The sequence below is a fragment of the Natronosalvus caseinilyticus genome, assembly GCF_017357105.1.
Lineage (GTDB): Archaea > Halobacteriota > Halobacteria > Halobacteriales > Natrialbaceae > Natronosalvus > Natronosalvus caseinilyticus.
In genome coordinates this window covers 2248943-2272947 of record NZ_CP071596.1, presented here as the reverse complement: position 1 = coordinate 2272947, position 24005 = coordinate 2248943, and the positions used below count along the sequence as shown (strand labels likewise).

Annotated in this window: 22 protein-coding genes and 1 tRNA gene; 12 read left to right on the top strand and 11 right to left on the bottom strand. The window is 64.1% G+C overall.

The window, feature by feature from the left end:
- Positions 1–42 precede the first annotated feature (42 nt).
- Complete coding sequence (locus J1N60_RS10935) at positions 43–492, bottom strand: DUF2085 domain-containing protein (protein WP_312907387.1); 450 nt, start codon at positions 490–492, stop codon at positions 43–45.
- Between the two features lie 95 nt (positions 493–587).
- On the opposite strand from J1N60_RS10935, the gene J1N60_RS10930 reads away from it, so the two are divergent.
- Complete coding sequence (locus tag J1N60_RS10930; protein ID WP_312907385.1) at positions 588–878, top strand: amphi-Trp domain-containing protein; 291 nt, start codon at positions 588–590, stop codon at positions 876–878.
- Positions 879–1047: 169 nt separating this feature from the next.
- Positions 1048–1515, top strand: coding sequence for an NUDIX hydrolase (locus tag J1N60_RS10925; RefSeq protein ID WP_312907383.1), 468 nt, complete (start codon positions 1048–1050; stop codon positions 1513–1515).
- Between the two features lie 249 nt (positions 1516–1764).
- Here the strand turns inward: J1N60_RS10925 and J1N60_RS10920 are convergent, their stop codons facing one another.
- The 6 genes from J1N60_RS10920 to J1N60_RS10895 all read right to left on the bottom strand — a co-directional run bounded on the left by J1N60_RS10920 (position 1765) and on the right by J1N60_RS10895 (position 7389).
- Positions 1765–3150, bottom strand: a complete 1386-nt coding sequence (locus tag J1N60_RS10920; protein WP_312907382.1) for a sodium:calcium antiporter — start codon at positions 3148–3150, stop codon at positions 1765–1767.
- 71 nt (positions 3151–3221) lie between these two features.
- A complete protein-coding gene (locus J1N60_RS10915) occupies positions 3222–3887 on the bottom strand; it encodes an AIM24 family protein (RefSeq protein WP_312907380.1) in 666 nt (221 codons plus the stop codon).
- 300 nt (positions 3888–4187) lie between these two features.
- Positions 4188–5135: an amino acid ABC transporter permease gene (locus J1N60_RS10910; RefSeq protein WP_312907379.1), complete on the bottom strand. Its 948-nt coding sequence runs from the start codon at positions 5133–5135 to the stop codon at positions 4188–4190.
- Positions 5132–5863 (bottom strand): amino acid ABC transporter ATP-binding protein, encoded by a 732-nt coding sequence (locus J1N60_RS10905; protein ID WP_305882359.1) that lies wholly within the window; start codon positions 5861–5863, stop codon positions 5132–5134. Before J1N60_RS10905 ends, J1N60_RS10910 begins: the two co-directional genes overlap by 4 nt.
- A 4-nt stretch (positions 5864–5867) precedes the next feature.
- Complete coding sequence (locus tag J1N60_RS10900; protein ID WP_312907377.1) at positions 5868–6596, bottom strand: amino acid ABC transporter permease; 729 nt, start codon at positions 6594–6596, stop codon at positions 5868–5870.
- Between the two features lie 7 nt (positions 6597–6603).
- Positions 6604–7389 carry a transporter substrate-binding domain-containing protein gene (locus tag J1N60_RS10895; protein ID WP_312907375.1) on the bottom strand — a complete coding sequence of 262 codons (786 nt, stop codon included), beginning with the start codon at positions 7387–7389 and terminating at the stop codon, positions 6604–6606.
- Between the two features lie 304 nt (positions 7390–7693).
- On the opposite strand from J1N60_RS10895, the gene J1N60_RS10890 reads away from it, so the two are divergent.
- On the top strand, positions 7694–8494 hold the full coding sequence (locus J1N60_RS10890; protein WP_312907373.1) for a glycosyltransferase family 2 protein: 801 nt from the start codon (positions 7694–7696) through the stop codon (positions 8492–8494).
- A 422-nt stretch (positions 8495–8916) separates the two neighbouring features.
- Here the strand turns inward: J1N60_RS10890 and J1N60_RS10885 are convergent, their stop codons facing one another.
- The gene (locus J1N60_RS10885) at positions 8917–11172 is read right to left on the bottom strand and encodes an NADP-dependent malic enzyme (protein WP_312907371.1); all 2256 of its coding nucleotides are present in this window, start codon (positions 11170–11172) and stop codon (positions 8917–8919) included.
- Positions 11173–11299: 127 nt separating this feature from the next.
- Between J1N60_RS10885 and J1N60_RS10880 the strand changes: the two genes are divergently transcribed.
- Positions 11300–11794, top strand: a complete 495-nt coding sequence (locus J1N60_RS10880) for a phosphopantetheine adenylyltransferase (protein WP_312907369.1) — start codon at positions 11300–11302, stop codon at positions 11792–11794.
- A 129-nt stretch (positions 11795–11923) separates the two neighbouring features.
- Here the strand turns inward: J1N60_RS10880 and J1N60_RS10875 are convergent, their stop codons facing one another.
- The gene (locus tag J1N60_RS10875; protein WP_312907368.1) at positions 11924–12601 is read right to left on the bottom strand and encodes an IS6 family transposase; all 678 of its coding nucleotides are present in this window, start codon (positions 12599–12601) and stop codon (positions 11924–11926) included.
- A 631-nt stretch (positions 12602–13232) separates the two neighbouring features.
- On the opposite strand from J1N60_RS10875, the gene J1N60_RS10870 reads away from it, so the two are divergent.
- Complete coding sequence (locus J1N60_RS10870; protein ID WP_312907366.1) at positions 13233–17363, top strand: glucodextranase DOMON-like domain-containing protein; 4131 nt, start codon at positions 13233–13235, stop codon at positions 17361–17363.
- A 341-nt stretch (positions 17364–17704) separates the two neighbouring features.
- Here the strand turns inward: J1N60_RS10870 and J1N60_RS10865 are convergent, their stop codons facing one another.
- On the bottom strand, positions 17705–18013 hold the full coding sequence (locus J1N60_RS10865; RefSeq protein ID WP_253434773.1) for a cyclin family protein: 309 nt from the start codon (positions 18011–18013) through the stop codon (positions 17705–17707).
- Positions 18014–18270: 257 nt separating this feature from the next.
- Here J1N60_RS10865 and J1N60_RS10860 point away from each other — a divergent pair, with 257 nt between their 5' ends.
- From J1N60_RS10860 to J1N60_RS10830, 7 genes are all read left to right on the top strand, one after another.
- Positions 18271–18441 carry a hypothetical protein gene (locus J1N60_RS10860; protein ID WP_253434770.1) on the top strand — a complete coding sequence of 57 codons (171 nt, stop codon included), beginning with the start codon at positions 18271–18273 and terminating at the stop codon, positions 18439–18441.
- Positions 18442–18488: 47 nt separating this feature from the next.
- Positions 18489–18570 (top strand) — tRNA-Leu (locus tag J1N60_RS10855).
- 256 nt (positions 18571–18826) lie between these two features.
- Positions 18827–19981, top strand: a complete 1155-nt coding sequence (sucC, locus tag J1N60_RS10850) for an ADP-forming succinate--CoA ligase subunit beta (protein WP_312907362.1) — start codon at positions 18827–18829, stop codon at positions 19979–19981.
- Positions 19978–20847, top strand: coding sequence for a succinate--CoA ligase subunit alpha (gene sucD / locus J1N60_RS10845; RefSeq protein WP_312907361.1), 870 nt, complete (start codon positions 19978–19980; stop codon positions 20845–20847). Before sucC ends, sucD begins: the two co-directional genes overlap by 4 nt.
- A 183-nt stretch (positions 20848–21030) precedes the next feature.
- On the top strand, positions 21031–21873 hold the full coding sequence (locus tag J1N60_RS10840; protein ID WP_312907359.1) for an RAD55 family ATPase: 843 nt from the start codon (positions 21031–21033) through the stop codon (positions 21871–21873).
- A gap of 206 nt (positions 21874–22079) precedes the next feature.
- Positions 22080–23036 carry a hypothetical protein gene (locus J1N60_RS10835; protein ID WP_312907357.1) on the top strand — a complete coding sequence of 319 codons (957 nt, stop codon included), beginning with the start codon at positions 22080–22082 and terminating at the stop codon, positions 23034–23036.
- Positions 23033–23695: a DUF8135 domain-containing protein gene (locus J1N60_RS10830; RefSeq protein ID WP_312907356.1), complete on the top strand. Its 663-nt coding sequence runs from the start codon at positions 23033–23035 to the stop codon at positions 23693–23695. The genes J1N60_RS10835 and J1N60_RS10830 overlap by 4 nt, the downstream gene beginning before the upstream one ends.
- A 111-nt stretch (positions 23696–23806) precedes the next feature.
- On the opposite strand, the gene J1N60_RS10825 is transcribed toward J1N60_RS10830, so the two are convergent.
- Positions 23807–23998, bottom strand: coding sequence for a 30S ribosomal protein S17e (locus J1N60_RS10825; RefSeq protein WP_254155956.1), 192 nt, complete (start codon positions 23996–23998; stop codon positions 23807–23809).
- Positions 23999–24005: the final 7 nt, after the last annotated feature.

Here is a 24005-nt window from a genome sequence, read left to right as displayed (position 1 = left end):
CTTCTCACGCTCGAGGTAAATAACCAGGTGCAAGTGTGCTGTTCAGTCGGCTAGGCGAAGCGAGTACGAGAGCAAGAGGGCAGCGAGGTGCCCGTAGGCGAGACCGACGACGAGTACCGCCAGCACCGACTCGAGGACCAGGAGCGAGAGCCCCAGTCCGTAGCCGAAACCGAGCAGTGCGCCGGTCAGCGTTCGCGCAGTGTTCGTCCCGCGGGCCTCTCGAAAGGTCGTCATCGACCAGTCGAGGAGTGCGGGTGCGGGGAGGATTGCCACGAGAAGCGTCGGGTTCGCTGGCAACGGAGCGAACAGATACGCGAAGAAGCCGGCGACGATGCCAGGATAGATGCCCAGGCACCTAGCACAGACGTCCACCCGACGACCGAAGACGACCGGCGAGTAACACCGGTGTCGTTCCGAGGGCAGGTGGTGGGCGAGCAGGAACCGCCGAGTCTCGGCGAGTCCCTTCCAGAGTTCTGCTCGATCGACGCCCATACGTACTCGCGTCGGAGCGACCGGATGAATCTACTGGACGGTCACACTGACTCGAGCGACGCCCCTATCCGCATCCGACCCGAATCGATACCACCATGTCGTCAGACGAAACCAACTCCGAACGAACGGTGATCCGAAGCGGCCGGAAGTTCGAACGGGCGTACCGTCTCGACGCGGACGAAGTCGGCGCCTTCCTGATCTCCCTGGGCGAACAACTCCAGATGGGTGACAAACTCACGATCAGCGACGACGAGTGGGAGCTCCCCTTCGCGTTCGGCGAACCGATCGAACTGGAGATCGACTTCGACGGGGTGGGCGACCCGGAACTGGAGGTCGAACTCGAGCTTCCGGGGCGGACCGACGAAACTGCGCCGCGAGTCGAGTAAGTCGAACGAGCCGAACGAGCCATACGAATCGGATCGCACACGCCGACGACTCGAGACGCGCTCGAGGACGACTGCCTCGACTTGCTCGTCTGTCGGAAGAGACCTTTAATCATACTAGTACGCATTGGGTGGAACCTTTTTACGTATTACCGTGATTAGGTGGTATAGAATGGGCACTCGATCACCGACGTACGTGCACAAGTCGTGCGCGTACATCACTCGAGACGAAGCGGAGCTACTGGCGTTCGAGAGCCCCGAGCACGACGGACTGCAGATTCCGAAGGGAACGATCGAAAGCGGTGAATCACCTCGAGCAGCCGTCTTTCGGGAAATCGTCGAGGAGAGCGGCCTCAGTGCGGTTGGCTTGACCAAACACGTCGCCACCGACGTCTGGAACCGGTACGAGTCCCCACCGAAGTACTACGTCAGACACTTCTTCCACGCGACGGTCCACGACGCGCCCGACGAGTTCACCCACGTCGTCACCGGCGAAGGCGAAGAAGTCGGCCTCGAGTTCGAGTACTCCTGGGTCGACCTCCGAGAGCCACACTCGTTCGCGCTCGACCTAGACGACTACGTCCATCTGCTCGAGGGGACGCCGGACCAGCCGACCGCCGTCGGCTCCGCTGCCGACTGACCACTGTCCGCTTTCAGATGGATCTGAACGACGTGATTCTCGCGACTGGTGGATAGCGATCGGTACCGGAATATCGATCGTTTTCGAGGGTCGAAGACTGGTGTCAAGACCGTCGAAAAGTTCGCACTCGAGACTCGAAGCGAAGACTACTGCGAGTCAGCGTATAGCGATACCTCCCGGATCGTGATACCTCTCGGTTCGGCGACGACGAGTGGGCGACGTGCACTTCTTCGAACGACGGGTTCTGGATCAATCGTCTGCGCCGTGAGCACGACTATCATCGGGTGACATCGCGTCGCCGATCGTCCCCGCAGTCCGGCGGAGGAGGAGCCAAAATTCTCGACGACGCTTGACGAACAACGTCACCCCGAGAACGATGTAGACGATGGAGTACGCCAGCAGAAGTTCGATACTCGAGACGGGGAGCGTCACGAAGTCCCGGATGATAATGAACTCGAGCAGAACCTGTGAGAGGAACAACACGAGCAGCGTCAGCGCCTCTGTCACGGAAATTTCGAACCGGATTAGCAACGAGACGGCGAAGAACGACTGGGCGGCGGTGAGCCAGATTTCGGCCTCCTGCTTGAAGTCGAACGCGAGCACGCCGTAGCGCCCCAGCGCGATCGAGTAGACGACCACGAGCGTCCCGATGAGCAGCGTCCACTGGTTGAGCTTCGAGGAAATGAGGGCGTTGAACCCCGCCGTCGAGCGCGCCTTGTTCACCAGGTAGACGACGACGATGAGTTCCGGCGCCTCCGAAGCCAGTGGGGCGATCCACTGGATCATGAAGAACGCGGGGATGCCGATCCCCTCGCCCAGGAACTCGAGGCCGTGAGCGAAGGGTTCGACGGCCGTGAAGATCATCGTCCCGGAGTACGCGAACAGCGCAAACACGGTAGCTATCCGGAGTCGTTTCGGGAAGTGCTGGAGGTACGCGGGAACGCCGACGTGATCCATATCGGGTTCGACGTCGCCGCGGATGATTACCGCAATGTAACAGGCGTAGAGTCCGACCAGGACCAGCATGTCAAGGATGTCGATGCCGCCGTTGAGCGGCACGAGGAACGCCCACAGGGTCGCCAGCAAGAGGAAGACGACCTCGAGGCCGATCTCGCGGTCGAGCACGACCGAATCGGAGAGGATGCCGCGCCGGTTTCGAACCGCTGGGTCGGTGGCCGCTCCCGCCCGATAGATCGTGAAAAGTGCGACGCCGGCCCAGCCGAGGCCGATGAGAATGCGGTTTGCACCGGTCATGTTGGCGACGGCGAGGTTCCCAGCTTCGGCGCCCCGCGGGGTTCCCGCGTACGCGCCCGCGTTCCACGCGTAAAGCGCGTCGACGGCGTACTCGGGGGCCACCGCCAGGACGGCGAGGACCGCGATTGCAAACGCCTGCGGGACGTCCTTCTCGGCGGTCTCGGCGGCCCACGCGAGGAGGAATGCCGAACCGAGGACGGCGAGTCCCGTCACGATCACGGTCTCGAGAGTCGAGAGCGTGGCGAGCACGGTCGGCGCCTGGTACTCGAGTCCCACGACGGACGTCAGCCAGGGGAGGATGGTCGTTGCTCCGCCCACGACGACCCAGGGGAGTGTCAGTGCGAACGCAGCTGCCAGGGCGAGGAAGACTCGTCGGTTCATAGTGCAACTCTCGTGACCTGAAACGCGTACCGGCCACCCTACGGTGCGCCTCGAGATGATACTGTGGCCTGCTACTGCTGTGGACCGTGTTCCTCGTACGGCTGCACGACGACGAACCCCTCCGATCCCGTGAACTCGAGCTGGTAGGTCTCGTCTGAAGACTGGCCGATCATGTTCGAGAGCGTCCGGTCGACGTGACTCCCGGGCGTCGTGCCGCTCCAGGCAACGGTCGCGCTCGGGTCGGTCCGGACCGGCGGCCGCAGTACCAGCGGCGACCCGTGGGTCGTGATCGCAACGCACCCCGGCCCCATGAGCGAGACGTTCGTCAGTCCGCCCGCCGAGAAGCCCGCGATGCTCTTGATGGTCCGAATCTCGTAGTTCACGCTCGATTCGAACGCGAGCACGTCGTCACCGTTGACCGAAATCTCCTCGCCGGCCTCGAGTTCGAGCAGCTGGATCTTCTTCTCCTGATCTGCGAGGTAGAGGTGGCCGGTACCGGTCGCCTCCATCACCGGGGTTCCCTCGCTCGTCGCTTTCTCCTTGAGGAAGCCCTTGATGCCGCCCTCGGCGGAGGACTTTCCTTTGAACGAGACCTCGCCGCTGTAGGCGATCATCGAGCCGGCCTTCGCGATCACCGACCCGTCGAGGTCGATGTCCAGCAGTTTGTCGCTCTCGAGTTGAAAGGTCTCGCCGCCCTCCCTGGGTTCGTTCGCATCGACAAATTCGTTGACGTTCATGATAACTGAGCCGTTTGGCTCTACCGGTCCTGATGGAAGGGAGTTGGCAAATAGATATGTGTTCAGGCTTGTCGCATTCAGTCGATTGGAACTGGTCACCACCGATTAGCATCGATGAGGGATAGGACAGTCACTCGAGCATGGCGAGGCGTATCGTCGTTGTGGAGTAGAACCGTCCGTGAATTAGTGGCCTCGGCACTCATAGGGCTCGTCATCACCGGGTGCCGAGTCCGGTTCGGAGCGAGTACGTCGTCATCGGCCGCTCGAGCCTACGTCCTCCACTCAAAAAATCAGTTCGTTCTAGTCCCGTCCCGATGCTGTTCCCAGTCCCGGAATCGCAACCGTTCGCTCAAGGCGGGCCATCGCGAGCGACGTCGTGAGCACCAGCGCGAGGTAGAAGAGCGCGACGACGATGTAGATATTGGTGAACTGGAACGTATCCGAACCGATGTTCCTGGCCTGGCGGAACAGTTCGGGGACGGTGATGAACGCCGCCAGCGAGGAGTACTTGATGAGGTAGATGAACTCGTTGGTCCAGCCGGGGATCGCGAACCGAAGCCCCTGCGGGAGGACGACGTGACGGATGCCCTCCGTCCTCGAGAGGCCGACGGCTCTGGCCGCCGTGAGCTGTCCTGGGTCGACCGACTGCAGGGCCGCCCGGATGTACTCGGCCTGGTAGGCCGAGGAGTTGATCGTGAAGCCGACGATGGCGACGAAGATGGCGGCCCGCGGAATCCCACCCTGGCCGACGAAACCGATCGAGTCGAAAGTGCTCGCCAGTGGCAACCCGAAGTAGAGGAAGAAGAGCTGGGCGAGCAGGGGCGTCCCGCGGATGAGTTCGGTGTAAGCCAGCGAGACCCGGCTGAGGATCGGGCCGCCGTACGTTCGCGCGACGGCGAGGGGGACGGCGATCACCAGCCCGAAGAGCATCGAGAGGACCGTCAGGTAGACGGTGATGAACGCGCCAGCCGCCAGCGACGGCGCCGATTCAATCGCCAGGCTTACGAGGTCGAACGATTCGAACGGCTCGAGGGGGAGCCAGGGCTCGCGCTGGCTGACTCCCAGCTCCGAGCGGATCAGGTCCGGGAACCCGACGGCCGTGAACAGGCTGTCGAGCCACGCGTTGTGGTAGGCCCAGCGGGCGAGCAGCCACGTCCAGAAGACGACCCCGATAGCGCCGACGACGAGCCGTCGCCGGCCGGGGAGGGTGTCGACCGCCGAGCCGCGAGCCTCCTCGAGCGCCGTCATCGGTGGACGGTGAGGTCGCCGAGGAAGGCGGCGGTGCGATCGTGTTCCGGGTCGTCGAACAACGCCTCGGGCGGGCCGCGCTCGACGATCCGTCCCTCGTCAAGGAACGTCAGCGTCGTGGCAGCCGAGCGGGCGAAGCCCATCTCGTGGGTCACACAGAGCATGGTCATCCCCTCGTCAGCGAGGTCTTTCATGACCGCGAGCACCTCGCCGATGAGTTCGGGGTCGAGCGCGCTGGTCGGCTCGTCGAAGAGGATGAGTTCGGGGTCCATCGCGAGCGCGCGGGCGATGCCGACGCGCTGTTGCTGGCCGCCCGACAGCTCGGCGGGGTAGGAGTCGGCCTGGGGTTCGAGTCCGACGCGCTCGAGGTAGTCCATGGCTCTGGCGTCGGCTTCCTCGCTCGAGAGCCCGAGGACCTCTTCGAGCCCGAGGGTGATGTTGCCTCGCGCCGTGCGGTGGGCGAAGAGGCTGAAGTCCTGGAAGACCATGCCGACGCGCCGCCGGAGGTCGTTCTCGTCGATGTCGTGGATCTCGACGTCGTCGAGGTAGATGGCCCCGTCGTCGATCTCGGTGAGTCGGTTGACACACCGGAGCAGGGTCGACTTCCCCGACCCGCTGGGGCCGACGATCACTTCGACGTCCTGGGACTCCATCTCGAAGCTGACGTCGTGCAGTACCTCCTCGTCGCCGTAGGATTTGTCGACGTGGTCGACGCGTAACAGACTCATAGGCTCAGTCGTTTCCTCCGGGAATCGCGTAGCGGTCGTGCAGGCGGTCGAGCGTGCGGTTCGTCGTGAACGTCAACACGAAGTAGATCAGGCTGATAACGAGCAGCACCTCCATGACGGCGGTGTCGTTGCCGGGCTGAAGGTAGATCCGCTCCGCGCGAGTGAGCAACTCCGCGAGCCCGATGGCGAAGGCGACGCTCGTGTCCTTGAGGACGATCGTGAACTCGTTCTGGAAGCCGGGGATCGAGCGCCGGATCGCCTGCGGGAAGATCACGTGTTGGATCGCCTTTCGCCGGGTCATGCCGACCGATCGGGCGGCTTCCATCTGCCCTTCGCTGATCGACTGGATGGCGCCGCGAAACACCTGTCCCTGATAGGCGGCGCTGCGGAGCCCTAGCGCGAGCGTCGCTGCGATGAACGCCTTCAGCCCGATGTCGAGTTCGAATATCTGTATCGTCCCGAGACGGGGGATCGGCAACCCGAAGAAAAAGAGGACGATCAGGACGACGATGGGCGTACCCCGGAGGACGACGCCGGCGGTGCTCACCGCCTCGCGGAGCCACCCCGAGCCATAGACCTCGACGGCGCCGGCCGGGAATCCGGCCAGGAAACCGAGCGACAGGCTCGTCGCGGTGAGCAGGATCGTGACGAACGTCCCTAGGGCGAGGAATCGCCAGTTCGCGACGATTACCTCCCAGTCGCTCGCCTGCAGGACGACGGCATCCACCTCCATCGCTCGGTCACTCGAACCAGTTTTCGACGAGTTCCTCGTAGGTGCCGTCGTCCTGGATCTCCGCGATCGCGTCGTTGATGTCGCCGAGACGGTCGTCGTCCTGGCGCATCCCGAGGCCGAACACCTCCCCAGTTTCGATCTCAAAGGCGACCTCGACGTCGCGGCTGTCCGCGAAGTTCTGGGCGACCGGAATGTCGATGACGATGGCGTCGACGTTGCCGTTCTCGAGGTCCTGGACGGCCAACGTGTAGTTGTCGTACGGTCGGGTGTCGTCGCCCTCGAGGATCCCCTCGTCGACGAGCGCCTCGACTTCGTCCTCGCCGGTCGTCCCGCTCTGGGCGCCGACGACCAGTCCCTCGAGGTCTTCGACCGAACTCGGGTTGACGTCGCCGCCAGCGGCGACGAGTACGGCCTGGTTGGACTCGTAGTACGGGTCGGAGAACGCGATGGCCTCCTGGCGCTCCTCGTTGATCGTCATCGCCGCAGCGATTAGGTCGATGTCGCCCTCGGTGAGCGACGGGATGAGCGAGTCGAACTCGATGTCGGTCCAGTCGCCGACCTCGTAGCCGGCCCGATCGATGGCCTCCTCGGCGAGGTCGATGTCGAAGCCGACGAGTTCCCCGTCCTCGGTGTACTCGAACGGCGGGAATCCGGACGCCGTCCCCGGGACGATCACGTCCTCGTCGCCACCGCCGAAAACGTCGCCGAGACAGCCAGCGACGCCGGTGGTTGCACCAACCGCGCCGACGGTCTTGAGGTACGCACGGCGATCCATGTCGAATCTGCGAGTCATACCCGTGAACTCGCAAGACTGACGTTTTAACGTTTCGCACGAGGGTCGCAAATCGGCGCTCTCGAGCCCCTCGAGAGTGGCTTGCGGCAAATATTGTGCGGCACTTATCAGTACACTATCTGGTTACTACCCGATTACTACCTGACCACTCTCCGATCACAAGCGAAGAACACCGTGACGTCGTCTCTCGATCCGGACGTCGACCTGATAGATGACCCGAACAGGTGGCCCGAACGTCGACACGATTCGACAGTCGAACGAAGAGCCGACAGTATAAGTCAGTGCCTCGAGACCAGGGTCCTAGATGCGACGTTCGAGGCGGCGGTCGACGGGGTTGGACACTGGAGACAACCGAAACCGGGAGACGCGTGCGGACGGCGGTTGTGAACCCGAACGGACCGACGCGGGTGACCGCACCGACGGCCAACGCGCCAGACGCGCCGACCGCTCGAGCCGACCCCTGGTCAGTTTCGTCGTTCCCGCGCGCAACGAAGCCGAGTACATCCGGGGAGCCCTCTCGAGCATCGAGGCCCTGGACACTGCCTACGGCTACGAGGTGATCGTCGTCGACGGCGACTCGAGCGACGCCACTCGAGACGTCGCCCGCGAGTACGATGTGACGGTCGTCTCCGGCCCGGCGGACGGAATCGCGGCGGGGCGAAACCGCGGTGCTCGCCGGGCCGAGGGCAAGTGGCTGGCCTTCGTCGACGCCGACACCGAGGTTCGTGCCTCGTACCTGACCCGGATGCTCGGGTTCGTCGAGGCCGAGGGGCTGGCCGCGGCTTCCTCGCGCTGTCGGGTGACCGGCCCCCTCCGGGCGAAGTGCATGGAGGCGACGATCAACTACGCGTTTCCGCGACTCGAGCGGCCGATCCTGCCGGGGTTCAACACGTTCGTCCACCGCGACGCGTTCGAGGCGATCAGCGGCTTTCCGCCGGTCGCCAACGAGGATACGGCGTTCAGTCGGGCGCTCGCGCGCTCGTTCCCGACGGGGTACTGTCCGCGGGTGCTGGTCGAGACGTCGGGTCGACGAATCGCGGCGAGCGGTCTGACGGGCACGCTCTGGCACTACGTCAGGTTGGACGTCGGGCGCGTGTTTGGGTGATCGCGTAGAACGAACGGGCTACTCGACGTCTAACCTCGGTCGGAAGACTGGGAACTACCGAACCGGGAACCGAACTAGGACAATCGATTCTACCCGCTGAAATCGAGGACGTAACGCCGTATAAACGGGTGCTTGAATATGACAGGTTAACGTTCTTTGTGTCTGTCGGTGACTTTCAAATTGGTCTGAAACCTCGAGCGCGAGAGGACACAGACCGCTTGGAATTCACCCGTTGACGATCGAATCTGGCCACCTCTCCCACCCTCCCCCCCCCCCTCCCGAGGTGGCCATTCTCACTCCTCACTGACACCTGACACCTGGCACCGACTTCGAGCGACTAGTCGTCCGAGAGTCGTACCGCTGCGGTTGGCGATTCAGAGTCAGAAGTCAAAAATTGAGATCACCGAACACCAGTACGCGCGTTACTCCGACTGGGCGTCGACGACCGCCACTCCGGCCAGGTTGACGATGTCTTTGACCTCGTCGCCTCGCTGGAGCACGTGGACCGGTTTGTCCATCCCGACGAGCATCGGGCCGATGGCCTCCGCACCGCCGAGGCGCTGAAGGAGTTTGTAGCCGATATTGCCCGACTCGAGGTTCGGGAAGACGAGCACGTTCGCCGGCGCGTCCAGGTCGGAGAACTCGTAGGTACCGGTGAGGATGTCCTCGACGACGGCCGTGTCGGCCTGCATCTCGCCGTCGACGGGGAAGTCAACCTCGGGGTCGCCCTGGAGCATCGCGGCGGCGCGACGCGGCTTTCGGGTCCCCTCGTTGTCGACGCTCCCGAAGTTCGAGTACGAGAGCAGGGCCGCTCGCGGCTCGACGTTGAACCGGCGGGCGAGTTTCGCGGTCTGTTTCGTGACCTCCGCCAGCACCTCCTCGTCGGGGTCCTGGTTCACGGTGGCGTCGGCACAGAAGACGATCCGATTCTTGAACGTCATGAGGTAGACGCCCGCGGCGTAGTCGACGTCGTCGGCGGTGCCGATGACCTGCAACGGCGGCCGAAGCGCCGAGGGATAGTGGTGGGTCAGGCCCGTGAGCAGGGCGTCAGCATCCCCCTCTTCGACCATCACACTGCCGAAGTAGTTCGTGTCCCGGCGGATCAGTTCAGTCGCCTCCGAGCGCGTGATCCCCTTGCGCTGGCGCAGCTCGAACAGCCGTTCGGCGTACTCGTCGTAGGCACCCGCGGTCGGGTCCGCAACGGTGGGCGTGAAGTCGAGGCCGAGGTTCGCCGCCGTCCGGGCGATCGTGTCCTCCTCGCCGATGAGGATCGGATCGGCGATCCCCTGTTCGGCGAGCTGGTAGGCCGCGCGGATCATCTTCTCGTCCTCTCCTTCAGCGAGCGCGACCCGCTTGGGGTCGCTCTTGGCCTTGTTGAGAACCACGCGCATCATCTCCCGGGACTTCCCGAGGCGGGCCTCGAGTTGCTCCTCGTAGGCCTCGACGTCGATCTCGGTCCGGGCGGCCCCGGAGTCCATCGCGGCCTGGGCGACGGCCGGTGCGACGCGGAACAGCACCCGGGGGTCGACCGGCTTGGGGATGATGTAGTCGGGGCCGAACTGGATCGCCTCGTCGCCGTAGGCCTTGACGACGGCGTCGGGGACGTCCTGGCGGGCGAGGTCCGCGAGCGCCTCGGCTGCCGCGACTTTCATCGCCTCGTTAATCTCGGTCGCGCGGACGTCGAGGGCGCCGCGGAAGATGAACGGGAACCCGAGGACGTTGTTAACCTGGTTGGGGTAGTCCGAGCGTCCGGTGGCCATGATGACGTCGTCGTCGCGGGCATCTTTGGCCTCCTGGTAGCCGATTTCGGGGTCCGGGTTCGCCATCGCGAAGATGATCGGATTGTCGCCCATCGATCTGACCATCTCCGGGGAGACGATGCCGCCCACCGAGAGGCCGACGAAGACGTCCGCACCCTCGAGCGCGTCCGCCAGGTCGCCTTCGGGGACGTCGCGGGCGAACTCGCGTTTGTACTCGTTGACGTCGCCGGCGTCGGCTCGCGCCTGCGTGATGATTCCCGAGGAGTCACACATCTGAATGTTCTCTCGCTTCGCGCCCAAGGAAACGTAGAACCGGGCCGTCGAGAGCGCGCTCGCCCCGGCGCCAGAGAAGACGATGTTCAGGTCCTCGAGGTCCTTGCCGGCGATTTCGGCGGCGTTGACGAGTGCGGCGCCGGAGATGATGGCCGTCCCGTGCTGGTCGTCGTGGAAGACGGGGACGTCCATCTCCTCGCGGAGGCGCTCCTCGATGGTGAAACACTCGGGGGCCTTGATGTCCTCGAGGTTGACGCCACCGAAGGTCGGTTCCATCATCTTGATCGCCTCGACGAGTTTGTGGGGGTCGGCCTCGTCGAGTTCGATGTCGAAGACGTCGATGTCGGCGAAGCGCTTGAACAGGACGCCCTTGCCCTCCATGACGGGTTTCGAAGCCTGGGCGCCGATGTCGCCCAGCCCGAGGACGGCAGAGCCGTTCGAGACGACGCCCACGAGATTGCCCTTCGCCGTGTAGGTGTAGGCGTCGGTTTCGTCCTCGTGGATCTCCATACACGGCGCGGCGACCCCCGGCGAGTACGCCAGCGAGAGGTCCCGCTGGGTGTTCGTCGGCTTCGTCGTCGAAATTTCGATCTTGCCCGGTGGCTCGCTCCGGTGATACTCCAGCGAGTCTTCGTCCAGTCCCATATCGGGGAGAGGAACGTGCAGTACAAAAAACGATGCGAAGCGGATGTTCGACGATCGTCGTATATCGCTCGCGAGCGGGAATCGACGATTCGACCCTTTTATACGCACCCCACCAGTGACAACGGGTATGGACGTCGCGCTTGGTGGGACCTTCGACCCCGTTCACGATGGCCATCGACGGCTTTTCGAACGGGCGTTCGAACTCGGGGACGTGACCGTCGGGCTGACCAGCAACGAACTCGCGCCGAAGACCCGACACGTCGACCGGTACGTCCGTCCCTACGACGAGCGAAAGCGCGACCTTGAGGCCGAACTCGAGACGCTCGCCGAGGAACACGACCGCGAGTTCGAGGTCCGTACGCTCACCGAGCCGACGGGAATCGCGACCGAGGCCCAGTTCGACTACCTGATCGTCTCGCCCGAGACGGTCGAGGGTGGCAAGAAGATCAACGACCTGCGCCGCGAGCGTGGCCACGACCCGCTGGAACTCGTGGTCGTCCCCCACGTCCGCGCCGAGGACGACGACATCATCTCGAGTACGCGTATCGTCAACGGCGAGATCGACGAGCACGGAAACCTGACGCCCGACCGCGAAGGGCGGGAGTCCTCGAGGCCGGAGTAATCGGACAGTCCGAAACCGAATCGCTCGCACTGTTGGATTCGATTCTCCGGGTGGATTCGCTTCGTTGTCCTGAATACCGATACGCGTGTTGATAAATTATTTCTGCCACTATGAGTTATGGGGCACTGTCTAGTTCTGCACCTCCTCGATCGGCGTCTTTCCGTCGAGAGCTTGGTGCGGTCTCTGACGGTTGTAGTAGTGCATGAACTGCTCAAACCATTCGCGTGCGCTCGACCGACTGCCCACCCATGAATTGTGGAAGCGGTCGATGCGAATTTTGAGGGTGTGAAACCATTTTTCGATGAGGTTTCGCTCGGTATAGTTGATCCGACCGCTCAATCCTAATCGAGCAAGGGCAGTCCGATATCCGAATTGATCCACGAGAAATACGGTGTCGGAGAGATCGTATTTCTCGTCGAGTCGATGTAGAAACGCAGCTGCCGGATCGGTGCCATGCCGACCAAATAACGCGACGTCGAGAACCAGCTTCGTCTCGGTGTCTATTGCAGCGTACAACCAAGACCACTCGCCGTTGATCTTGACAGCAGTCTCGTCAACCGCGACCCGCTTCGGCTGCGCCTCAGGCGGGTCGCATCCGTTGTTAGCCAGCCGATGCACCCAGTTCCAGACCGCTCCATGCGAGCGTTCAACGCCTAATTCTGCTAATATTGAAGTTGTCTCGCGGAGCGAACACCCGGTTTCGTGGAGGCGGACGGCGAACGCCCTGACGGGCGTCGCTGTCCGCTCGTTCTCCCAAGATTCTTCTAAATCCGCGTCGTAGGACTCGCTGAGCAGGTCTGCGAGCATTCTAGCCCAATTCACTCAACGACCTGCTCGTTCCTCAAACTGGCTCAACTAGACAGTGCCAGTTATGGCTAGCTATGTCGAACTCGATCATTCTACTCGTTCTCGCGGCACTCGCTCTCCAGTTTCCAATCGCTATCCTGGTGTACATCGATGCGAAGCGACTCGACCTCGAGAATCCAGAGAGGTACTGGTTAGGTATCGTCGTACCTGCGGGCGGCCTCGTCGTGGTCCTGTATTATCTCTCTGAACGAAAGACGCTCCCCAGGAAAGAAGTGGAACGCTCGTAGCGAGAAGCCATTCTGGTACGTGTGTACTGACCGTAGTGAGTCTCGAGCAGTCCACTCTCCGGATTTCGACGGAGCCGGCCCAACGTTTCTGGGAACCTTCTCTCACCGGCGATCCCCGTCTGATAGCGTCGCCTTACTGGCCCGTAACCATTTGCCTTCCATCGTTTCTCTCGAGGGATGACTCCGGTGTGAATACCGACCTATCGCACCAACAGATACGATTAAGTGTGATGAAAAATTACACCGTAGTTGTAACACGTCGTCCCCACTGGTGGCACGGCCCGTGTCCTCAGGCCACACGCTCGAGGCCGCCATCACGGGAACGACGGCACACCATCGCACCCATGAGCGACAATTCACGAGATGATGACTCGAGATCGCTGTACAGACGAACCGTCCTCGGCGGCGTTGCGGGACTCGGCGCCTACGGACTGACGGCCGGGCTGAGCGGTTCGGTCGCGGCGAGCGCCCCGGAGGGCGTGACAGCGAGCGGCATCGACTCCTTCCACCCCGGCCATCCGCGCTTCGTCCAGGTCGGCGAGAAACTGTGGAACTCGGCGTTCGTCGGCCCCGAGATGATCGGTGGACGAGACAACCTCGCCCCGCCCGTTCCCGAGGCCAGCCCAAATCCGGAGGGCTACGCAGCCGAGGACTTTACCTGGTCCGTTGCACAGCGTCCAGAGGGGAGCGAGGTCGACCTGACCTACCAGTCGTCGCTCGACCCGGATCGACCCCGGTACGACGAGGGCCGGGACAACGTCGCCGAGTTCGAGGCCGACGTCCCCGGCACCTACGTCCTCGAACTCGAGGCGCCCGACGGCACTCACGAGTTGACCATCCACGCGTTCCCCGAATCCGAGGGCGGAGCGGGCGGCCAGCCCCGGATCGAACTCGAGGGTCGGTACGAGGACGGCGAGTACGTCCTGGAGACGAACGCTCGACTCGCGCCGAACAGCCGGGCGACCCGGGCCGACCTCGAGGTAGTCTTCCTCGTTGACGACCGCGACGCGCTCACGACCGAGGACATCGAGGTCGACGGACTGACCGGCCGCGTACCCGAATCGGCCCTCGAGGGCGAGTCCGCCCGTATCCACGCGGTCGCCTCCGACGGCGACAGTCTGAGCACCCTCGATACGATCGAACTCGGACCAGACGGTGCGATCTCCCTGCCCAACCGCCCGCCGGAGTGGATGGCCGAGGGCGTCATGTACCAGATCTTTCCACGCTCCTGGGCGGGCGAACGCGGCGCGACGACGTTCGAGGATCTGATCGACGGCGTCGATTACCTCGCCGACCTGGGCGTCGACGCGGTCTGGCTGACGCCCGTCGTTCCGGCCGAGAGCGTCGACAAACTCTTCGGGAATAACAACGACTCCGGCTTCCAGGAGGGACCACCCGGCGGCGGACCCCACGGCTACGACACGAACGACTACTTCGGGATCGCCGAGGACCTCGTCCCGGACGGAATGGACCCTATCGAGGCCTACGCGGCGTTCGTCGACGCCTGCCACGAGCAGGACATCAGGGTCGTCTTCGACCTCGTGAGCAACCACGCCGGACGCGGCCACGCGTACTTCCAGGATACCATCGCCGAGCAGGGATCCGAACCGCCGGCACCGAACTGGGAGTATCCGCCCGTCGAATCCTGGAACGAGGACTCGAAGCACTTCGACTGGTGGGACCGCCTCGAGGCGCCGATTACCCACGACGGCGAAACGGTGGAACCGGCCCCCAGTCCGACCGGCTTCTGGGGCCTCCGGGTCATGCCCAACTGGAACTACGACAACGTGGCGGTCCGCGAGCACATGCTCGCCGTTGCCGAGTTCTGGTCGGGCGAGGTCGGCGTCGACGGCTTCCGCTGCGACATCGCCTGGGGGGTCCCCCACAGCTTCTGGAAGGCGGTCCGCGAGGTCGTCCGGTCGAACGACAGCGAGTTCCTCATGCTCGACGAGACGATCCCGAAGGACCCTGCATTCTCGGAGAACGAGTTCGACATGCACTTCGACACCGAGGGGTTCACGACGACGACCCACGACGTCGCCAGCGGACTGGCCTCGCCCACCGACCTCTACGACGACGTCAGGGCGCGAGCTGCGGAGGGCATCCCGGACCACTCGCTCGTCCTCAACGCGGTCGAGAACCACGACGAGTTGCGCCTGCTCAATCAGACCGTGATCGACCAGGCGAACCCGAACCACGACGAGACCTCCGACGACGAGTGGGAGCGCGGCGCCGCCCTCCAGCGCGCCTGCTGGGCTGCCGGCGTCACTCTCCCCGGCGTCCCCTTCGTCTACTACGGCCAGGAGCGCCAGATCAGCCGCTTCGGCGAGGGTCGACAGATGGGCGAGGACGACCCGCGAGGCTACAACGACGACGGCTCGGTCAACAGCGGCGCCGACGTCCGCCCCGGTGGCCGCCAGCGCGCGTTCATGAACTGGGAGGAGTACGACGAGGACCATCTCGAGTTCTACCGGACGCTCATCAGTACGTACCACGACCTCGACGTGCTGAAAACCGACGCGGACCTCGTCGGCGAGTGGCACGAGTCCGACGATCGCGTGCTCGTCTTCGGGCGCGACGCCAGTCACCTCGAGGACGTCGCCGGGCCCGAACGCGTCGTCGTGATCGTCAACTTCGACCCCGAAGGGGCAGCGACCGTCGACCTCCGCTCTGACGTGCACGCGACCGACATCGTCTCCGGTGCGGATCTGGAGGTTGAGGCCGACGACGAACGACGCACCGTCGAGGTCGAGCAGGTCGCGATCCTCGAGACGCCGACGTTCTTCGCCGCGGGCGACCGTATCGCGAACCTGTCGGTGACTCCCGGAACCGACAAGGGTGGCAACGGCCGCTACCAGTACCCGACCGACGACCGGTTCACCGACGGCATCTTCGACCTGACGGCGTTCTCGGTTCACGACGGCGGCGACACCTACCAGTTCCGCGCAGCGGTCGGCGGCGACCTCGAGAACTACGACGGGTACGACGGCGGGTTCTCCGCCCAGCACCTCCAGTTGTATCTGGCCGACGGTTCCGACGACGGGACGACGGAGATGCGCGAGGGTGTCAACGCAACCCTCGAACGCCCCCACCAGTACCGGGTCGTCGTCGACGGCGAAAATGGGACGCGACTCGAGGCCGCCGACGGGACGCTCCTCGCCGAGGGTGACGTCGCCGCGAACCCGGCCGCCGACGAGATTCTCGTCGACGTGCCGAAGGCCGCGCTGGTGGTACCCCTCGAGGATCTGGACGTCGCGGTGGTAATGCTGGGCTACGATCCGAACGCGCCGGGGAACGTCATGCAGGCCGAGGCGGAGGCCACCGAGACGACCTTCGGCGGCGCACAGAACGACGCCGCGCCCAACGCGATCGACGTGGTGACGCCGGCCGACGTCGACTGGTACCGGGGGCTGGCTTACAGCGACGGAACGCGAGCGACGGTGCAGTACGTCCCGCTCGTAACCACGCTCGAGCCGGTCGCCACGTTCGACGAATCTACCGGCGAGCCCTACGGACCGGGAACCTACGAGTACCCGACGAGCGACGACTTCTACGAGGGCGCCTGGGACATCGACGAACTGACCGTCTCGGCCTCGCGCGATCACGTCGAGTTCGCGTTCACGATGGCCAGCGAGATACAGAACCCGTGGGGGCTGCCCCGCGGCTTCTCTCACCAGTTCTTCCAGGTGTACGTCCACGACCCCGACGCCGACGGAGAGGGAATCACGGAGGGTCGAACCGGGCTGAACGCCAACATGGCGACGCCCTACCACTACCGCGTCGTCGTCAACGGCGAGTCGGTCAAGAGCGTCGAGTCCGCGACTGGCGACGCCGTGACGTCGAACGTCGAGACGAACGTGGAAGGGCGCACGATCTCGGTCCGCGTCCCCGCCGACGCCATCGGCTGGGACGTCGAGGCCGACGGTGGGATCGGCATCGCGGCCCTCGTCGCCCCATTCGACGGCTACGGGGACGGCGCGATCCGCGGCATCGCCCCAGAGGCCGGCGAATACGTCATCGGCGGCGGCACCGGCGAGAACGATCCGGCCGTGATGGACATGGTCACCCCCGAGGGCGTGGACCGCGTCGAAGTGCTCTCGGAATCCGACGGTTCGGTGCCACAACTTCCGTTCGTCGCGCTCGGTGGCGTCGACTTGCCCGAGGCCGGGGATGGGTCCTCGAGCGACGGGAGCGACGGAAACGACAGCAGCGACGGGAGCGATGGGGCCGGCGGCGACGACGGGAGCGACGGCGATGGCGACGACAACAATGGTAGCGACGCCGACGGCAACAGCAATGGCGAAAACGAAAGTACGGACGAGAGTGACGGCAACTCGAGCGACGACAGCGGAAGCGACGGAAACAACGGATCGGAAGCTGATGGCCTCCCCGGCTTCGGCGCCGTCGTCGGCACCGCAGGTGTCGCCGGCGGAACCGCACTGGCAGCGAAGCGCCTCAGCGAGGACGACGAATAACGCCTCGCTACTCGCGTTGTCGTCGGTATTCGAAGCCGGTGAGCGTGGTCGTCTCGAGCGTGAATCGGTTGGCAACACCCGGTGAGCGCATCGGGCGAAAACGCATCTCGACGTGCCGAATACCTATCGGGCAACGGAACACTTTCACCGGTGTAGCGGCGGCCTACCGGAACGACATTGGCGTTTTCCCGCTGGAACGATTCCGTGAATCGGGATTATCGACCATTACTCAGTGCGTCGAGCGAGAGTCCAGCAGCTGCCGACGGAAGATAGTGAGTACAGGAGGTGGCGAGAAGATGGTCGCGAGGGAACGAAGTACTCGATCACCGATCGGCCCTGGCCTACCACTTCGGCGGCTCGAGGCCGGCACCGGCCAGCAGGTCCTTCCAGCGCTGCTGGATGGAGAGGCGGGAGACGTCCGCCGCGTCGGCGACGGCACACTGGGTGCGGCCGTCGCCCGCGACGAGCGACCCGGCGTAGATACTCGCAGCCAGCACCGCCGGCTTCGATCGATCGGCCTCGGGGACGTTCGCGAGAAAGAGATCGGCGGCCGTCGAGCGAGCCTCGCCCGTCAGCTCGAGGCGATCCGCGGCCTGCTCGAGTTCCTCGAGCCACGGTTCGTGTTCGACGCGCGTATTGGCGCTGTACATGCTCGTTACAACGGATGGTTGCACCATAAACACACGGTTGGCGGTCCCTCCCGTCGCGTCCCACCGTCGTTCATCCGTCGCGGACTCTGGTGGCGGCCGTGACTCTCATCGCAATAACGTGCTACGCCAGACAACGTCCAGCTACGAAACCCTAGGCTAACTGGCCGTTCGCCCGGGATTTCACTAGGTCACTCTTACTAAAGCGGTTCGGATTCGAAGCAAGGACAACGCACCCGGCGGGGGGTACGCGTCACCACATGAACGAACCAACTTGCAAACTCGTCTGTACTGGCTGCGGGCTCGAGATGCCGTATCGAGACCGATCGCTGGCCGAGCAGGCAGCCGAACTCCACCAGTTGCGAGACGCCGAGCACATTACGTTCATCGTGCCGCCGGACTGGTCGCCAGAGGAACCGGTGACGCACTAGGACGGACCGATACTTTCTTAGCCGATTCGACGTGTATTCGAACTCGAGCGCGGGTAGCCAAGTGGTAACGGCGCAGCGCTTAGGACGCTGTCTCGTAGGAGTCCGCAGGTTCGAATCCTGTCCCGCGCATGCCTCTCCGAGCACTCCGCGAGGAGAGGCATCGCGACGAGGGATTCGAACGAGAGAAGTCGCGCGCAACGAAGTGAGCACGTCTTCGCGTTGTTCGAATCCTGCCCTCGTACTGACCCGAGTCCAACCAGTGCAACCTCTCGATAGCAGGGGCCGAGTGTCGAGCGTCGAACTCGAGCCACGTGACTTCGAGACACCACACTCGACGCAAACTCCCATGATTTAAGCAACGGCGCGACTGCGTTTCGAGTGCGCAATGAAACTCCACGAGTACCAGGCGAAGCAGGTGTTCGCTGACGCCGGGGTTCCGACGCCAGCGTCGACGCTCGCGTCGGACGTCGACGGCGTCCTGGCGGCCGCCGACGAGATCGGCTATCCGGTCGCGATCAAGGCACAGGTTCAGGTCGGGGGTCGCGGCAAGGCCGGCGGGATCAAACTCGCCGACGACGCCGACGAGGCCCGCGACGCGGCCGAATCGATTCTCGGGATGGACCTCAAGGGCTACCACGTCGACCGCGTGCTGGTCGAGGAAGCCGTCGACTTCGTCAACGAACTGTACGTCGGCGTGACGATGGACCGCGGAGAGGGCAAGCCCGTCGCCATGGTCTCGACGAAAGGCGGCGTCGACATCGAACAGGTCGCCGAGGAGACGCCCGAAGCGATCGCTCGCGAACACGTCGATCCCGCCTTCGGCATGCACCCCTACCAGGCTCGCAAGGCCGTCTACGACGCGGACGTCGATCCGGACCTCGCCCTCGACGTCGCGGGCGTCCTGACGACGCTCTACGAACTCTGGGACGACCGCGACGGATCCGACGCCGAAATCAACCCGCTGATGGTCACCAGCGACGGCGAGGTCATCGCGGCCGACGCCGTGATGAACATCGACGAGGACGCCCTCTTCCGCCAGCCTGAGCTCGCGGAGATGGAAGACGAAGCCGCGAGCGGCGACGAACTCGAGCAGAAAGCCGACGAGTACGACTTCGACTACGTCCGCCTCGAGGGCAACGTCGGGATCATCGGCAACGGTGCCGGCCTCGTGATGACGACGCTCGACCTCGTGGACCACTACGGCGGGAAGCCCGCGAACTTCCTGGACGTCGGCGGGGGCGCGAAGGCCGAGCGAATCGCCAACGCGCTGGACATGGTGTTCTCCGACGAGAACGTCGATTCGGTCGTGTTCAACATCTTCGGGGGCATCACCCGCGGCGACGAGGTCGCCAAAGGGATCAACGAGGCCCTCGGACAGTTCGACGAGATTCCAAAGCCGGTCGTCGTACGGCTGGCCGGAACGAACTGGGAGGAAGGCATGGAGATTCTGAACGAGGACCTCGTGACGGTCGAACAGACCCTCGAGGATGCGGTTCAGCGTGCCGTTGCTTACGCTGAGGACGAGGAGGGAGACCAATGAGCGTTCTAGTCGACGACGACACTCGCGTGGTTGTACAGGGAATCACCGGCGGCGAAGGGAAGTTCCACGCCGGTCAGATGCTCGAGTACGGGACCAACGTGGTCGCCGGCGCCGTCCCCGGAAAGGGCGGCCAGGAGGTCCACGGCGTCCCGGTCTACGACACGGTCGACGAGGCCGTCGAGGAAGAAGACGCCGACGCCTCGGTCATCTTCGTCCCGCCCGCGTTCGCGGCGGACGCCATCTTCGAGGCCCTGGATACGGACCTCGACCTCGCGGTCGCGATCACCGAGGGCGTCCCGACCCAGGACATGGCGAAGGTCAACAAGCGCCTGACCGAGACCGACACGCGGCTCATCGGGCCGAACTGTCCCGGTCTGATCACGCCCGGCGAGGCCAAACTCGGCATCCTGCCGGGGAACATCTTCGCCGAGGGTGACGTCGGTCTCGTCTCCCGCTCCGGGACGCTGACCTACCAGGTCGTCGACAGCCTCACTCAGCGCGGAATTGGCCAGACGACCGCCATCGGTATCGGTGGCGACCCGATCATCGGAACCGACTTCGTCGATGCCCTCGAGCTGTTCGAGAACGATCCCGACACGAAGGCGATCGTCATGTGCGGCGAGATCGGTGGCGAAGACGAAGAGGAGGCCGCAGCGTACATCGACGAGCACGTCGAGACGCCCGTCGCGGGCTTCATCGCCGGCCGAACGGCTCCGCCAGGAAAGCGGATGGGTCACGCGGGCGCCATCGTCTCTGGGTCCGGAACTGGCACCGCAGAGAGCAAGATCGACGCGCTCAACGATGCGGGCGTCCCCGTCGGCGACACGCCAGAGGAAGTCGCCGATCACATCGAGAGCTTCCTCTAGAGCGCGAGACGGTCGGATTTCGTCGTTTCGTCGTTTCGTTTGTAGGCTTCGAGGCAACTCGAGATGAGGACACGCACTCAAGCCGAGGACGCGTTCGTTCACTGCACGACTCTCAGAGCTCGTCCGTCAAACGAACTCGAGCCTGCCACAACATGTAAGCGAGTCCCCTGCGACGCTGACCGTATGCAGCGGATGCCACTCGGAATCTCGCGGTTCGACGCGATGATCGGCGGCGGGGCACCGAGCGGGAGCGTCGTCTTGCTGGCCACCGAGGCGGGCGCGGGCGGCCGGGAGTTCTGTTACACGGCAACGGCCATGAACGGCCTCGCCAGGGCCGACGGCGACCAGTTCGAGTTCTACTACGGCGACCTCGAGCCCGGCGTCGCGCTCCCCGAGAGGGTCCACTACGTCTCCTTTACGAGCGAGCGCGACGCCATCGTCGACGAGATGCGGTTCGTCCTCGACGACGACCTCGTCGAGACGGGGACGTCGGCCGTCTCGTTCGTCGACCTCTCACAGGAGTTCTTCCAGTTGACGCCGGTACCGACCGACTGGTACAGCGACACGCGAACCGACATCACGAACCTGGGCGACGGGACGAACCGCCGGAACGTGCTCGAGGCGCTCGGCGAGTACCTCACGGAACACGCCCCCGGAAATCTGGTCGTCATCGACTCCGCGACGGACCTGCTCGCGGCCGCAGCCACCAGCGATCAGTTCTCCCAGAGCGGTCTGACGATATTACTCAAGGGGCTCAAACGAGCGGCGTACCGATGGGGCGGCATCGTCCTGTTGCTCGTCGACGTCGAAACGCTCACCGGGCAGGCGTTCGGTCGGCTCAAGGAAGCCGTCGACGGGACGCTACACTTCGAGTGGGAGAGCGGAGGCTCCGAACGGGATCGGACGCTGGTCGTCGAAGAGTTTCGAGGGGTGCTCTCGCGGCTCGAGGACGAGAACATCGTCCAGTTCGAAACCGAGATTCGCGACAGCGGATTCGACATCAGTAACGTGCGAAAGATTCGGTAGGTTCCTACCTGATTCCCATTCTGTTCCCGTCTCCACCGTCTCCATTCTGTCCATGCCGACCTTTGTATCGTGCCCCACCTCCTCTCCCTGTCCTCCACCCAACCACACCCGTCGACCGAATACCACGTCGAGAGCCAATCTCCTGTACGTATCGAGCGCTGAAACCGACACAACCCCTAAGAGTGCGCCCGTCGAATCGGGTACGCATGGCGAGCGAGAACCACGAGGACGGGGCGGTCTCGTTCGCGTTACCGGTCGATGTGAACGATTGGATCGACGAGGAGGCCGACCGGCGCGGCGAGACTCGAGCAGCGTTCTGTCGACGGCTCCTGTCGGCGACGCACGCGGTCACCACCGACGATGCGGGACCCGACGATGAAGGCCCTGACGAAGACCAGATCGAGCCCGCCGACTCCGTCGACTCCGAGACGCTCCGATCCGCACTCGAGGAGCAGCGAACCGAGTTCGTCGACCACGTCGAGGACGTTCGCGAGCGCGTCGTCCAGGTCAAGCAGGAGGCTGATCGAAAGGCACCAACGGACCACGACCACGACGAGTACGCCGACCGTTCGGCGGTCGAAGCGCTCGACGAGGACCTCGAGACCATGGCAGGGCGACTGTCGGCGTTCGAGGACCGGATCGACGCGCTTTCAAGCCTGGAAGCCGACCTCGAGGACCTCTCGGAGACGGTCGACTCGGGCTTTGAGAACTTCGAGGACGTCCTCGAGCACGTTCTGGAGACCACCGACGAACTCGAGCGGCGGTCGACGACGCTGGCGACGGCGGTGCTCGACCTTCGCGAACAGCGAGACGCCCTCGCGGCTCGCGAGCGTCGCCGTTCGGAGGCCGAACGACTGCAGCGAGCGGCGAGTCGGCTCGGGATTCAGACGGCCACCTGCGCGGCGTGTTCGACGGCCGTTTCGATGGGACTCCTGACCGAGCCGGCCTGCCCACACTGTGGCACCCAGTTCGCGGACGTCTCGAAGAAGCGTTCGTTCCTGGGATCGAACACGCTCGAGACGGGCGAGCCGCCGGCCCTCGAGCCGGCAGCGCACGCGGCGGTCGATACCGACGAAACGGCGTCGGTCTTCGAGACGGTCGAGGCCGACGCGGAACCGGCGGACGACGGCCGATCGACCGCGAACGAGGAGGAAGGCAAATGAGTGACGATCGTAGCGACGACGGTGGTGATGTGAGTAGGGAGTTCGACGACGGTGATGTGGATGCAGACACGAACTCGGATCCAGATTCGGATTCGGCATCGGACTCGAACACGTCGGACTCGAACACGTCGGACTCGAACACGTCGGACCCGGACGCGAACTCGAGACCGGATCAAAACTCAGAACCGGACGAGGACTCGAGAGCCGTGGCATTCGACGAACGAACGCTGGAACCCGACACCATTGACGAGACGCCGCCAGCACTCGAGCCGGCCCCCCAGGAACCCGACGATCGCGCGGACCCTCTCGGCGACCTCGCGAAGCGAGTCTCGGAGCGGGCGACCTCCTCGCGGACGAGTGATCCGGCCGTCGACGACCTGTTCGACCGGGAGGACGTGGCCGAAATCGATCGCGAGCGTCTCTGGGCGGAACTCGAGGACGAGTCCACGGACACACCGCTCGAGGCGTCCGCCGAACGGGAGTATCGGACTATTCCGAAGCGAAGTTACTGCCACCAGTGTGAGTACTTCTCGGACCCACCCGCGGTCACCTGCACCCACGAGGGGACGGAAATCCTCGAGATGCCGTCAATGGACACCTATCGCGTCGTCGACTGTCCCGTCGTGCTCGAGGACGAGGCGCTCGAGCGGGATCGATGAGCGTCGTCTCGAACGCGCAGTGAATCGAGTCGCGATGGTGTCGACTCGCCGGCTCGAGAGTCGTCAGCGTCGTCACTCACCGAGTCAGTGACAGTCGAGAAAATCCTCGTTTCAGGCCGAAACGGCGGCGCCTTTCTTTCGCGTGACGTAACCCGCGATTCGGTTTCGAACGCCCTTCGATTCGATGTTCGTCAGCTTCGTGACGCTGTCTTTGTTCTGCTCGAAGTCGGTCGTGAACGCCTCCGGATACTGCTCCAGGAGGATGTTCCCCGTCTTTTTGATGTAGGCCGGCTTGATTGCCATACCCGTT